This is a genomic window from Rhodococcus sp. Z13_19A (assembly GCF_058133575.1).
Genome location: NZ_JBYUNN010000001.1, coordinates 672,485 through 685,864 on the forward strand (window position 1 = coordinate 672,485; position 13,380 = coordinate 685,864).

Consider the following 13,380-nt stretch of genomic DNA (forward strand, 5'->3'; position numbering starts at 1 on the left):
CTCAGGCAGCCCCGCGGACTTCCTGCACGGCGCTGCGGATGGCCCCGACGCTGGCGAAGGTGGACTTGCGCAGCAACCGGTCCGGCAGCTCGATGTCGAAGGCGTCCTCGAGCGCGAGCATCACGTTGACGCTGGCGTGCGAGGTGAGCCCCAGCGCGTAGAGGTCGGCGTCGGGATCCACGCCCGCGCTGGAGATCGGCACCTTGCCGTGCTCGCGCAGCACGTCCACGATGATCTGCTCGTCCGCGATCTGCTCGTCCGCCGTCACAGCTGGTCCTCCGCCTTGCGCTCGTGCTGGTCGTCCTGCTGGACCACCAGTGCCGTCCCTGCTTCCTTCGGCACGGGTGCGTCCCGTCCTGAGCGAACCGGCACGTGCACCATGGCCATCGCGTGCTCGCTGGTGTGCGACAGCGACACCTCGAACTCGCCCAGGCCCTGGGCGCGCGCCAGTGCCTCCGCCGGTCCGCTCAGGCGCACCCCGCACCAGCCGCCGGGATCGCTGACGATCTCGATGCTGGGCCAGGGCAGCGCGGCGTCGGCCGTGCGCAACGTCTTGGCCACCGCCTCCTTGGCTGCGAAGCGGGCGGCCAGGCGCTCGGGGCGCTCGCCCGAGGCCGCCAGCTCACCGGCGGTGTAGACCCGGTCCAGGTAGCGCCTGCCGAAGGTGGCGACGCTGTCGGCGACCTCGCCGACCGACTGCAGGTCGCACCCCACTCGACACTGCACCTCAGCCCGCCCCCGATGTCCGAAACCACCCCTGCCCCGCCCTGACTATAGGGTTGAGATCGGTGAATTGTCGCGGGGCGCACCGCGCTTCACTTTCGCGACACCCGGCCGATTACTGAGGGTAAAGCCGCGACGACGCTGGACCCAGCAGCTGTCCCAAGCACAGGAGACTCCGATGGGCCCCTCGTCCGCAGCGCCGTCCTCCCCGGGCACGGTGCCGCGCGCGCTGCGCCTGGAGGCGGTCGCCGAGACCGCCGCGCTGGACCGGCTCGCCGGCGTGCTCGGGGCGCAGGACCTGCTCGTCCTGCGCCGCGGGACCTCGCAGCACGGCGCTGGGTCCGCAGAGCCGCGCTTCCGCCTGGTCGGTGGGGTCGGCGCCGGCGAGCGCTGGGCCGGCGGACTGTGGCTGGACCCGCGGAGCGACCCGCTGGAGCGCCACCTGGCGGTCGGCGCGGTGCGGGTGTTCCACCACTCCCGGCCGCAGCGGGTGTTTGGTCCCTACTTCGCCCGGGCCGCCGTGGTGGTGCGGCTCAGCGACGACCTGGTCGTGGTGTTCGGCACCGACGACCCGCACGCCGCGCTGCTGGAGCGCACCGACGTGGAGCTGGTGGAGATCGCCGGCGCCGCCGCCGGACAGGTGCGCGAGGTGCCCGCCGCCAAGCCGCTGGCCGACGAGCTGGAGATCCTCACCGCTCGGCGCGTGCTCAGCGACCGGAGCGGGCCCACCAGCAGCGTGGAGGACGCGCTCGCCGCCGTGGCCGACGTGTCCCGGGAGGCCCTGGGATGCGCCCGAGCGGTGATCTGGCTGCCCGACGGCAGGCTGCGCGTGTCCGGGCCGCCCGGGCTCACCCTGGACACCGCGCTGCTCGACGACGTGATGCGTCGGCAGTGGGACCACCGGAACCAGCTGCCGAGCTGCGTGCAGGACGCCACGGAGAACCCGCTGGGCTACCCGCTCGACCCCAGCGCGGGGATCTGCTCGTACCTGACGGTCGCCGTGGGCGAGCCCCCCGCCGCGCTGCTCACCGTCGCCCACAGCGACGCCGTACCCCGCGGCTTCACCAACCACGAGCGTGCGCTCACCGAGCAGCTCGCCCTCAGCGCGGACACCGGGCTGGCCACCGCCCTGCTGCGCGAGCAGCTGCTGCGTGCCGTCGTCGAGGAGTCCAGCGCCGCCCGTGAGCTGGCCCGGGTCAACGCCGAGCTGGCCGAGGCTGCGCTGCGCGACGCGCTGACCGGCCTGGCCAACCGCAGCCTGCTGGAGCAGCGCACCGCCCACCTCACCCGGTCTCCCGCCGCCCCCGACCGCTCCGCCGACTCCGCACAGGCGGTGCACCCGGTGCTGCTCTACATCGACCTGGACTCCTTCAAGTCGGTCAACGACGACTACGGGCACACCGTGGGCGACGCGGTGCTGGTGGAGTTCGCTCGTCGGCTGCGCGAGTCCTGCCGTCCCGACGACGTGCCCGCCCGGCTGGCCGGCGACGAGTTCGCGCTGCTCATGGTGGAGCCGCTGACCACCGAGCAGGCGCTGTCGGTGGCCGAGCGGGTGGTGCGGGCCGCGGCACAGCCGTTCCTGGTGGACACCCACCTCGTCACCATCGGCGCCTCGGTGGGTGTCACCACCGTGCCCACCGCGCACCAGGACCCGCCGCCGCTGGACGTGCTGCTGCACCAGGCGGACCTGGCGATGTACCGGGCCAAGTCGCGCGGCCGCGGGCGGGCGGAGGTCTACACCGAGCGCATCAAGCCGCCGGTGAGCTCGCGCAACCGCCGCTGGGCCGACGACCCCGCCGCCGGCCGGCGCCTGCAGGACGCGCTGGACAACGATGCCCTGACGATGCAGTACCAGCCCAGCGTCGACCTGGTCAGCGGCCAGGTGCAGGGCGTGACTGCCGGCGCGTGCTGGCCACAGCACCCGGGCCAGGCCATGCCCAGCGACCAGCTGGTGCCGCTGGCCGAGCGCACCGGGCTGATCGGCCCGCTGGGCGAGTGGGTGCTGCGCCAGGCCTGCCGCGACATCGCCGCGCGAGCTCGCCTGGACGACACCGAGGCCGCCGTGCTCAGCGTGCGGGTGCGCCCGGCCCAGCTGGAGGACCCGGCGCTGCCCGCGCTGGTCATGGCGACGCTGGAGGAGACCGGGCTGCCCGCCGAGCGGTTGTGCCTGCTGGTCTCCGAGACCGGGACCAGCGCGCACCAGGAGACCGTCGCCGACACCCTGCACACGCTGCAGGCCCAGGGCGTGCTGATCGCGGTGGACGGCTACGGCGCCGGTCACTCCTCGGTCACCCTGCTGCGGCACCTGCCCCTGGACTGCGTGCACATCGGCGCCGACCTCGTCTCGCACGTGGACACCAGCCCCACCGACGCGGTGCTGACCCGGCTCATCATCGAGGCCGCCCACGCGCTGGGGCTGCGGGTGTGCGCCGAGGGCGTGGACCGTCACGCCCAGCTGGAGCAGCTGGCGGCGCTGGGCTGCGACGTCGCGCAGGGACACCTGCTCGGCGGGCCGGTCAGCGCCACCCTGCTGGACACGCGTGACCGGGCGGTGCGCCACCTCATCACCGCCGGGCCCACCCAGCGCCACGGTGCCGGCACCCTGACCACCCTGCTGGACGACCACGGCCTGATCACCTACGTCTCCGCCGACTGTGTGGAGCTGCTGGGCTACCAGCCCGCCGAGCTGATGGGCACCCGTGCCCTGGACCTGGTGCCCCAGCCGCACCGCGACCAGCTGGCCTCCGGCGACCTGGCGGCCGCTGAGCGCACCCGCACCCATCCGCTGGTGCGCAAGGACGGCAGCGTGGCCTGGGTGGACGTCGCCTTCCGGCCCATCCGCGAGCCAGGCACCGGCGGGCTGCGCCGGCTGTCCACCACCGCCGTCGACGTCACCGACCGGGTGCACGCCCAGACCGCGCTGGTCAACCGCGCCGAGCTGCTGCGCCGGGCGTTCGACGCCCTGCCGCACGGGGCGCTCGCGCTGTCCCCGCAGGGCACGGTGCTGCAGGCCAACACCGCGCTGGCCAGCCTGCTGGGCCGGGGCGCGGCGGAGCTGGTCGGCCTGCGGCTGCACGAGCTGGTGCGCCCGGACACCCACGACGAGGTGGCCGCGCACCTGCGCCAGGCCCGCACCGGCGGCGGCACCGAGATCAGCGGCGGGCTGGTGCTGCTGCACGCCGACGGCAGCTCGGTGCCCAGCGAGCTGAACCTGTACCACGTGGCCGACCAGCTGGGGCGGCCCTTCCTCGTGGGGCACCTGCGCCCCAGCGCCCAGGAGGTGAGCCGTGCCCCGCTGGCCTGACTCCGCGAGCGCCTGGCACCGGCGGCAGCGCCGACACCCGGTGATCGCCACCCCGATGGTGATGGCCCGCGCCTTCGGCCTGCTCTTCTCCGCCGGTGGCCTGCTGGTCAGCCTGGCCGCGCTCGTCCCGCACAACCAGGCCGCCTCCCTCGGCACCCTGTACGTGGTGGCGGGGGTCGCGGTGGTGTTGGGTACCGCGCTGCTGCTGTGCGGCGACCGGCTGCGCCGAGCCGCGTTCAACCCGCTGGTCTCCCTGGGCGTGCTCCTGCTGGGCGTCGGGGCGCACACCAGCGGCGGCGGTGCACCCGCCATCTCCATCCTGTGCTGCAACGTCTTCGTGGCCGCGGTGGTGTTCTTCTTCTCCCGCTGGTGGGTGGTGGTGCACCTGCTCAGCGCGGTGGCCTCCTGCATCGGGGTGACCTGGGCCGACGGGGACACCCAGCGCTGGGCGGGGCTGGTGGTCGCGGCCATCGTGGTCATCATCGGGTACCTGCAGCACTGGCTGATGCGGCTGGCCGACCAGACCGACGTGGACACCCTCACCGGGTTGCACAACCGCCGCGGCTTCGACCGCTACCTGCGCGCCGCGGTGGACAAGGCCCGGCTCACCAGCCAGCCGCTCACCCTCGCGCTGCTGGACCTGGACCGCTTCTCGCTGGTCAACCTCACCGGTGGGCACGCCGCCGGCGACGCGGTGCTGCAGACCGTGGCGACCGTGCTGCGCGAGGTCGTCGGACCCGACCACGCCATCGCCCGCTTCGGCGGCGACGAGTTCGCCCTGCTGCTCGGCTGCGGCGAGGAGGAGGCCGCCGCGGTGGTCGAGCAGGTCCGCGCTGCACTCCCCCAGCACGCCTGCTCGGCGGGCGTCACCACCTGGCAGGCCGGGGAGTCGGCGTCGCTGCTGGTGGGCCGGGCCGATGCCGGGCTGTACCGGGCCAAGAAGGACGGCGGAAGCCGGGTGGTGGTGGAGCGCACCCGCCGCTCACCGGTGGCGGTGGAGCTGCGCGCCGCGGTGGAGACCGGGGCCCTGGACGTGCACTACCAGCCGGTCGTGGACCTGCGCACCGGCGTGGTGGTGGGCATGGAGGCGCTCGCCCGCTGGCGCAGCAGCAGCTACCCCGGCATCACCCCGGACCAGTTCATCGCCATCGCCGAGCGCGATGACTGCATCCACGCCCTGGGTCACCACGTGCTGCGCAAGTCCTGCTCCGACGCGGCCTGGATGCAGGACGCCACCGGGGTGGCGCTGCGGCTGAACGTCAACGTCTCCGGCCTGGAGCTGATGAGCTCGCGCTACCTGCACGGGGTGCAGGACGTCCTCGCCAGCACGGGCTGGCCGGCCGAGCAGCTGGTGCTGGAGGTGACCGAGAGCGTGCTGGTCCCCGACGCGGTGCACGCGGTCAACCTGCTCAAGCAGCTGCGCGCCCTCGGCGTGCGCGTGGCCATCGACGACTTCGGCACCGGGTACTCCTCGCTGAGCCGCCTGGACGACCTGCCACGGGACTTCCTCAAGCTGGACCGCGCCTTCGTCTCCACGTTGCAGCGCGGGGAGCCCGTCCCCGCCGTGCTCACCGCCATCGCCGCGCTGTCCAAGGCGCTGACGATCGAGGTGATCGCCGAGGGCGTGGAGGACGACTACCAGGCGGAGACGCTGGCGGAGCTGGGCTACCCGATGGCGCAGGGCTACTACTACGGCCGCCCGATGCCCGCCACCGAGCTGGTGGCCCTGCTCGGGCGCACCACGGCGGACGTGGCCACCCCGGTCTGAACTCCCGCGGCGAGCCCCGTCCCGGCGCGGCTGTCCCGGGCGGGTTGTCCGAGGTCACCCGTCGAGTGTGACCTGTCCCACCGAGCGGGAAGTGCCCCAGGCCCGCCCAGGCCCCGGCGTAGCGTCCGCCAGGGCCCGGCGAGCTCGCAGCCGGCACCTGCACCCGCCGTCTCGCGAAAGGTCTACCCCGCATGCCCTCGATGCAGCGCTTCACCGGCAAGGTCGCCTTCATCACCGGAGCCGCCCGCGGCCAGGGACGTGCCGAGGCGGTGCGGCTGGCCGAGGAGGGCGCCGACATCATCGGCATCGACATCTGCGAGAAGCTGCCGTCCACCATCTACGAGGGCGCCACCTCCGCCGACCTCAAGGAGACCGTGCGCCTGGTGGAGGCCACCGGGCGGCGGATGATCGCCACCGAGGCCGACGTCCGGGACTTCGACGGGCTGTCCGCGGCGCTGCAGGCCGGGGTCGCCGAGCTGGGCCGCCTGGACGTGGTGATCGCCAACGCCGGGGTCTGCTCCGCCGCCAACTCCTGGGAGATCACTGCCGAGCAGTGGAAGGAGACCATCGACATCAACCTCACCGGCGTCTTCCACACCGCCAAGGCCGCCATCCCGATCCTGCTCGAGCAGGGCACCGGCGGCAGCATGATCTTCACCAGCTCGGTGGCGGGCCTGCGCGGGCTGCCCTTCGTCGGGCACTACGTGGCCAGCAAGCACGGCATCGTCGGGCTGGCCCGGACCATGGCCAACGAGCTGGGCCAGCACAACATCCGGGTGAACACGGTGCACCCCAACGGCGTGGACAGCGGGATGCGGCCCACCGACATGACGCCCTACATCGCCGAGCACGCGCACACGCTGGCACCGATGTTCATGAACGCGCTGTCCGACCCGATCAGCCAGCCCGAGGACATCGCCAACGCGGTGGCGTGGCTCGCCTCCGACGAGGCCCGGCACGTCACCGGCATCCAGCTGCCCGTCGACCTCGGCCACCTGGTCCGCTAGCCCCGCACGCAGTCGGCCCCGCACCGTGGAGGGTGCGGGGCCGCCGTGCTGAGTAGGTGGTACTTGCAGACGCGCCAAGCGCGGGGATGGGCGTACTTGCAGACGCCCCCAGTCAGCGCTGGGTGCTGACCTTGTGGAAGTTCAGGTACGCCTTGGACGGGGTGGGGCCGCGCTGGTTCTGGTACCGGGAGCCGGCGGCGGCGCTGCCGTAGGGGTCCTGCGCGGCCGAGGACAGCTTGAGCAGGCACAGCTGGCCGATCTTCATGCCCGGCCACAGCGTGATGGGCAGGTTCGCCACGTTGGACAGCTCCAGGGTGATGTGCCCGCTGAACCCCGGGTCGATGAACCCCGCGGTGGAGTGGGTGAGCAGGCCCAGCCGCCCCAGCGAGGACTTGCCCTCCAGCCGCCCGGCCAGGTCGTCGGGCAGCGAGCACGTCTCCAGCGTCGACCCCAGCACGAACTCGCCCGGGTGCAGCACGAAGGGCTCGTCGCCCTCGGCCTCCACCAGCGAGGTCAGCTCGTCCTGCCGCTGGGCGGGATCGATGTGGGTGTACCGGGTGTTGTTGAAGACCCGGAAGAAGCGGTCCAGCCGCACGTCCACGCTGGAGGGCTGGACCATCGCCGGGTCGTAGGGGTCGAGCCCCAGACGCCCTGCGTCGATCTCGGCCCGGATGTCACGATCAGAGAGCAGCACGACGCGAGCGTAGTCGACGCCGGGTATCCCCCGGCCCACCCCCACGGGACCCGCCGTGGTGGCGAAAGTGCCTGGTCGGTGCCATTCTGGGCGCCGAATGCCCGCGGGACGTCGTCCATCCGGGTGCTCACCGTCTCTGGGGGGAGCAACACAGTCGCATGGACCTGATCATGCTCGCGGCACAGATCAGCGCCGAGCCCGACCATCCCGATGCCGAGCGCACCGACGCCGACGCCGGTGCCCCGACCGGGCCAGCCGAGGTGGGGCGGCTGCTGCAGGACTGCCGGGGGGCGGTGCTGGCGGTCAACCCGGCCGGGCGTCGGCTGCTGGGCCTGGCGCAGGGGGGCTCCGCCGAGCACGACCCGTCCACCCTGCTGTTCGCCGTGGTGGACCGCGACGACCAGCCGATCCGGCTGCGCGACCACCCGGCCGCCCAGGTCCTGCGCACCGCGGTGCCCGCCCACGACTTCGTGGTCGGCGTTCGCCGGCGAGGCCTGGCCGGGGAGCCCGAGGAGCTGTGGCTGCACAGCAGCTCCGAGCCGGTGCACGACGAGCACGGCACGCTGGTCGGGGCGCTCAGCACCGTCAGCCCGGTGCGGGGACAGCGCCTGCACCAGCTGCGCCGCCGCCAGGCCGAGCGCGCCTCGCAGATGCTGCTGCAGCGGGCCGACAGCGTGGTGGCCCTGCACCTGCCCGACTCCACCATCACCTGGGTGTCCGGCTCGGCCCGCACCCACCTGGGCTACACCCCCGAGCAGCTGCTGGGGGTGCGCGCGATCGAGCTGGTCGAGCCCGGCGACCGCGACAGCCTGGTCGCCTCCTTCCGGCACGCCCGCATCGGCACCCCGGTCACCGAGGTGGTGTGCGCGCGGCACGCCGACGGCCGCCCCGTGTGGGTGGAGATCACCGGCCAGGCGATGTACGACCGCGCCCTGCGCCAGGTGCAGCTGCAGACCGTCACCCGCGAGATCACCGAGCGGGTGCTGGCCGAGCAGGCTCGCGACCAGGCGGTCAGCCTGTTCCACCTGACCATGGCCCACGCCCCCATCGGACTGGCCGTGGTCGACCGCAACGGACACTGGGTGCAGGTCAACCGCGCCCTGTGCGAGCTGACCGGCTACACCGAGGCCGAGCTGATGGCCAGGACCTTTCGCGACATCACCCACCCTGACGACCTCGACGAGTCGCAGTCGTTGTTCGAGGAGATGCTCGACGAGGACGGCACTCCCGGCCCCACCGAGACCGACAAGCGCTACGTGCGCGCCGACGGCACCGTGGTGTGGGTGCACCGGCACGCGGTGCCGGTGTGGGGCCACGACGGCGAGGTCAGCCACCTGGTGGTGCAGGTGCAGGACATCACCGCCCGCAAGCAGGCCCAGGCCGAGCTGGCCCGGCAGGCGTTGTCCGACCCGCTGACCGGGCTGCCCAACCGCCTGGTGCTGCTCGACCGGCTCACCCACGCCCTGGCGCTGGCCGACCGGCAGGGCACCGCGGTGGGAGTGTTGTTCCTGGACCTGGACGGGTTCAAGGAGGTCAACGACACCTACGGGCACGAGCGCGGCGACGAGGTGCTGCGGCAGGTGGCCGCGCGGCTGTCCGGCGCCGTCCGGGAGGGCGACACCGCGGTGCGCCTGGGCGGTGACGAGTTCGTCGTGGTCTGCGAGCAGGTGGCCGAGCCGGAGCAGGTCCGCGCCCTGCGCAAGCGGATCGGCACCCTCTTCCACGAACCGTTCCAGGTGGGCAGCGAGCAGCTCAGCATGCACGCCAGCATCGGCATGGCGGTGGGCAGCGGGGGGCCCGCCGAGGTGCTGCTGAGCCAGGCCGACGCCGCGATGTACCGGGTCAAGCGCCAGCGTGCCGGCGGAGCCGCCGTCGGGGTGCGCACCGACGAGGTCAGCGAGACCGCGGCGGTGGATCGGCTGCACCTCATCGCGGAGCTGGAGAGCGCGGTGCGCGGCGACCAGCTGCGCATCGACTACCAGCCGATCGTGCGGCTGGACGACGAGGAGGTGGTGGCCCGGGAGGCGCTGCTGCGGTGGGAGCACCCACGGCGCGGACTGCTGCTGCCGGAGGCGTTCCTGTCCGCGGCGGAGAGCAGGCAGCGCGTGCCCGCGGTGGGACGCTGGGTGCTGCAGCGAGCCTGCGCCGACGCGCTCAGCTGGCCCGAGGACGTGCAGCTGTGCGTCAACGTCTCCGCGAACCACTTGGGCCGCAGCGGCTTCGCCGACATGGTGCAGGCCGAGCTGACCCGCAGCGGGCTGGCGCCAACCCGCCTGCGGCTGGAGATCACCGAGCACACGGCGCTGAGCTCCTCGCCGTCCACCCGCGCGGCCGCCACCCGGCTGAGCGCGCTGGGAGTGCGGTTCACCCTGGACGACTTCGGCACCCAGCACTCCTCCATCGCCGCGCTGCACCGGCTGCCGATCAGCGCGGTCAAGATCGATCGCAGCGTCATCGCCGGGCTGCCGCACACCGGGGAGGCTCGCACCTTGGTCGACGGGCTGGTGGGGCTCGGCGCCGGCATGGCGCTGGACGTGGTGGCCGAGGGCGTGGAGACCGTCGAGCAGGCTCACTGGCTGCGCGAGCACGGCTGCCCGCAGGCGCAGGGCTTCCTGTTCGGGCGACCCGTGGCCGCACCCAGCCGCAGCGCGGTCGGCTAGCACCCCCTCGGGCGCCGCCCCGTGCAGCGCCAGCGCCCTCGAGCGCCGACCCGTGCAGCGTTAGGGCCGGACCCCGACCACGGCCGGGTGCGCGTCCCGGACCGGCTCGGCCAGCCCGGCCAGCAGCTCGCCGTAGGTGAGCAGCACCTGGCGGGAGCGGGCCGCGTCACCGTCCACCAGCCAACCCAGCACCGCACCGTCCATGGCGCTGAGCACCATCCGGGCCACCACGTCCAACGGCAGGATCCAGCTGACGTTCGCCGCGCGGGCCACCGCGCCCAGCGTCTGCTCGCACTCCTCGTGGTAGAGCCGGTACTGCCACTGGGCCAGCTCCGCCAGGTCGGGCTCGCGCAGCGCGAACTGGGTGAGCTCGTAGGTGAGCCGCTGCCGCTTGGGCTCGCCCTCCACCACCTGCCACACCGCGTCGAGGTACTCCCGCACCAGCGTGGCCAGGTCGCTGGTCTGCCGGGGCGGCTGCCGCACCGCCGTGGCCAGCTGGCGCACCAGCGTGGTGATGACCTCGCGCAGCAGCGCCTGCTTGGACTCGAAGCAGTAGTGCACGGTGGCCAGCGTGGCCCCGGCCTCGCCCGCGATCCGGCGGGTGGTGGCCGCGGCCACCCCGTCCTCGACCATCACCCGGATCGTCGCGTCGATCAGCTGCTGACGTCGTTCTGCTACCGCAATGCGTGCCACCTGAGTCCCCCAACGCTGACGACCGCCCCGCGCCAGACTAGCCCTGAACAGCGCCTATGCCGGCCGAACGGCAATGCCCATGGCCGCCGGTCCGCTCGGCGCACTGTTGGACGAGCGACTAACTTCGGGGTCTCGACACGACCGGACGACAGAAGGGCCACGGACGTGAACTGGACGAACTGGGCGGGCAACCAGCACGCCGACCCGCACACGGTGGCCCGGCCCACCAGCACCGCGGAGCTGGCGGAGGTGGTCTGTGCCGCCGCTGCGGCCGGCGAGCGGGTCAAGCCCGTCGGGTCGGGACACTCCTTCACCGGCATCGCGCTGACCGACGGCGTCCAGGTCGACCTCGGCCTGCTGACCGGGCTGGTGTCGGCCGACCCGAGCAGCGGGCTGGTGACGGTGCGGGCCGGCACCACGCTGCGGCGGCTGAACACGGTGCTGGCCCAGCTGGGCCTGGCGATGACCAACCTCGGCGACGTGGACGCCCAGACCCTGGCCGGGGCGCTGTCCACCGGCACCCACGGCACCGGCGGCAGCTTCGGTGGGCTGGCCACCCAGGTGCGGGCGCTGGAGCTGGTGCTGGCCGACGGCTCGGTGGTGACCGCCAGCCCCACCGAGAACCCCGGCCTGTTCAGCGCGGCACGAGTGGGTCTGGGCGCGCTGGGCGTGCTGAGCACGGTGACCCTGCAGACCGAGCCCGCCTACACCCTGCACGCCCGGGAGGAGCCGATGCCGCTGCGCGAGGTGCTGGACAACCTCCCGGAGCTGGTGCGGGACAACGACCACTTCGAGCTGTACTGGTTCCCGCACACCACGGCCACGCTCACCAAGCGGAACAACCGGCTGCCCGCCGACGCCGTGCCCCAGCCGCTGCCCCGCGGTCGGGCGCTGCTGGAGGACGAGGTGCTCAGCAACGGGCTGTTCCAGCTCACCTGCCGGCTGGGCCGGTCCCGGCCGAGGCTGGTGCCCCGGATCAACCGCGTGGCCTCCCGGGCCCTGGGCGCGCGGGAGTACTCCGACGTCTCCCACCGGGTGCTGGTCTCCCCGCGCCGAGTCCGCTTCGTGGAGATGGAGTACGCGGTGCCCGCCGCGGCGGTGGGCGAGGCGCTGGCGGGCATCGAGCGGGTGATCGCCGAGCACCACCTGCGGGTGTCCTTCCCGGTGGAGGTGCGCTTCGCCGCCGCCGACGACGTCCCGCTGTCCACCGCCAGCGGCCGCGACAGCGCCTACCTGGCCGTGCACGTGTTCCGCGGTGAGCCCTTCGAGCGGTACTTCCGCGCCGTGGAGGCGGTGATGGACCGCCTCGACGGCCGTCCGCACTGGGGCAAGATGCACTACCAGGACGCGGCCACCCTGCGGCAGCGCTATCCCCGCTTCGACGAGTTCACCGCGGTGCGCGCCGCGGTGGATCCCGAGCGGCGCTTCGGCAACGACTACCTGGAACGGGTGCTGGGATGAAGATCGACGAGCTGCAGACCCCCGCCCTGCTCGTGGAGCAGAGCGTCCTGCAGGCCAACCTGGACACCATGGCCGCCGCCCACCCCGGGGCGCGGCTGCGCCCGCACGTCAAGGCGCACAAGTGCACCGAGCTGGCCCGGCGCCAGGACGCGGTGGGCCACCACGGCTTCACCTGCGCCACCATCCGCGAGGTGGAGGGCATGGCCACCGCCGGACTCGGCACGGACCTGCTGCTGGCCAACGAGGTGCTGGACGCCCGGCGCCTGGGGGTGCTGGTGGCGGCCGGGCACCGGGTGACCGTGGCGGTGGACTCCGCCGAGACCGTGGCGGCCGCGGCCGACGGCGGGGTGCGCGAGGTGGTGGTGGACGTCAACGTGGGCCTGCCCCGCTGCGGCTGCACCCCCGCCGAGGCCGGCCGCATCGCCGACCTGGCCCGTGGGCGGGGCCTGGCCGTGCGCGGGGTGATGGGCTACGAGGGCCACCTGATGATGGCCCAGCCCGCGGCGGAGCAGGCCCGGCTCACCGAGGAGGCGATGGCGCTGCTGCTGGCCGCGCACGCCGACGTCGGCGGGGAGCTGGTGAGCGCCGGAGGCACCGGCACCTACGCGGTGAACACCTGGGCCACCGAGATCCAGGCCGGCTCCTACGCGTTGATGGACACCGCCTACGCCGAGCTGGGCCTGCCCTTCGGCCACGCGCTGAGCCTGCTCGCCACCGTCCTGTCCACCGGGACGGCGGGCGAGACGCCGTACGCGGTGGCCGACGTCGGGCTGAAGTCGCTGGGGATGGACCACGGCAACCCCACCATCGCCGACGGGCAGGTGTGGTTCTGCAGCGACGAGCACACCACCTTCGGGGCGGCAGAACTGTCCGGCGCAGAGCTGCCGACCGTCGGCCAGCGGGTGCGGGTGCTGCCCGCGCACGTCGATCCCACGGTCGCTCTGCACGAGGCGATGTGGCTGGTGGACGGCGAGGAGGTGCTGCAGCGCTGGCCGGTGGACCTGCGCGGGTGGTGAGCCGCTATGCTGCCTCTCGACGCTGCCACCCGACCCGGGCCACGGCCTGAGCCA

At 73.5% G+C, this 13,380-nt stretch carries 10 protein-coding genes; 6 read left to right on the forward strand and 4 right to left on the reverse strand.

Annotated features, from left to right (window positions below; all coding sequences use genetic code 11):
- Position 1: 1 nt before the first annotated feature.
- Both AC3YNX_RS03125 and AC3YNX_RS03130 read right to left on the reverse strand, forming a co-directional pair.
- The gene (locus tag AC3YNX_RS03125; RefSeq protein ID WP_241249314.1) at positions 2-268 is read right to left on the reverse strand and encodes an acyl carrier protein; all 267 of its coding nucleotides are present in this window, start codon (positions 266-268) and stop codon (positions 2-4) included.
- Positions 265-714 (reverse strand): holo-ACP synthase, encoded by a 450-nt coding sequence (locus AC3YNX_RS03130; RefSeq protein ID WP_489994566.1) that lies wholly within the window; start codon positions 712-714, stop codon positions 265-267. Before AC3YNX_RS03130 ends, AC3YNX_RS03125 begins: the two co-directional genes overlap by 4 nt.
- Before the next feature lie 187 nt (positions 715-901).
- Between AC3YNX_RS03130 and AC3YNX_RS03135 the strand changes: the two genes are divergently transcribed.
- The 3 genes from AC3YNX_RS03135 (at position 902) to AC3YNX_RS03145 (ending at position 6,802) form a co-directional block, all read left to right on the forward strand.
- The gene (locus AC3YNX_RS03135) at positions 902-4,027 is read left to right on the forward strand and encodes an EAL domain-containing protein (RefSeq protein ID WP_489994567.1); all 3,126 of its coding nucleotides are present in this window, start codon (positions 902-904) and stop codon (positions 4,025-4,027) included.
- Positions 4,011-5,795, forward strand: coding sequence for a putative bifunctional diguanylate cyclase/phosphodiesterase (locus tag AC3YNX_RS03140; protein ID WP_489994568.1), 1,785 nt, complete (start codon positions 4,011-4,013; stop codon positions 5,793-5,795). Before AC3YNX_RS03135 ends, AC3YNX_RS03140 begins: the two co-directional genes overlap by 17 nt.
- A 191-nt stretch (positions 5,796-5,986) precedes the next feature.
- Entirely contained in the window at positions 5,987-6,802 is an 816-nt protein-coding gene (locus AC3YNX_RS03145; protein ID WP_127784275.1) for a mycofactocin-coupled SDR family oxidoreductase, read from the forward strand.
- 112 nt (positions 6,803-6,914) lie between these two features.
- On the opposite strand, the gene dcd is transcribed toward AC3YNX_RS03145, so the two are convergent.
- Positions 6,915-7,496 carry a dCTP deaminase gene (gene dcd, locus AC3YNX_RS03150; RefSeq protein WP_489994569.1) on the reverse strand — a complete coding sequence of 194 codons (582 nt, stop codon included), beginning with the start codon at positions 7,494-7,496 and terminating at the stop codon, positions 6,915-6,917.
- Positions 7,497-7,654: 158 nt separating this feature from the next.
- Here dcd and AC3YNX_RS03155 point away from each other — a divergent pair, with 158 nt between their 5' ends.
- The gene (locus tag AC3YNX_RS03155) at positions 7,655-10,156 is read left to right on the forward strand and encodes a sensor domain-containing protein (RefSeq protein ID WP_489994570.1); all 2,502 of its coding nucleotides are present in this window, start codon (positions 7,655-7,657) and stop codon (positions 10,154-10,156) included.
- A gap of 60 nt (positions 10,157-10,216) precedes the next feature.
- Here AC3YNX_RS03155 and AC3YNX_RS03160 read toward each other — a convergent pair whose 3' ends face one another.
- Complete coding sequence (locus AC3YNX_RS03160) at positions 10,217-10,849, reverse strand: TetR/AcrR family transcriptional regulator (RefSeq protein WP_489994571.1); 633 nt, start codon at positions 10,847-10,849, stop codon at positions 10,217-10,219.
- A gap of 165 nt (positions 10,850-11,014) precedes the next feature.
- Here AC3YNX_RS03160 and AC3YNX_RS03165 point away from each other — a divergent pair, with 165 nt between their 5' ends.
- Complete coding sequence (locus tag AC3YNX_RS03165) at positions 11,015-12,310, forward strand: D-arabinono-1,4-lactone oxidase (RefSeq protein WP_489994572.1); 1,296 nt, start codon at positions 11,015-11,017, stop codon at positions 12,308-12,310.
- Positions 12,307-13,326, forward strand: coding sequence for an alanine racemase (locus AC3YNX_RS03170; RefSeq protein WP_489994573.1), 1,020 nt, complete (start codon positions 12,307-12,309; stop codon positions 13,324-13,326). Before AC3YNX_RS03165 ends, AC3YNX_RS03170 begins: the two co-directional genes overlap by 4 nt.
- Positions 13,327-13,380 lie beyond the last annotated feature (54 nt).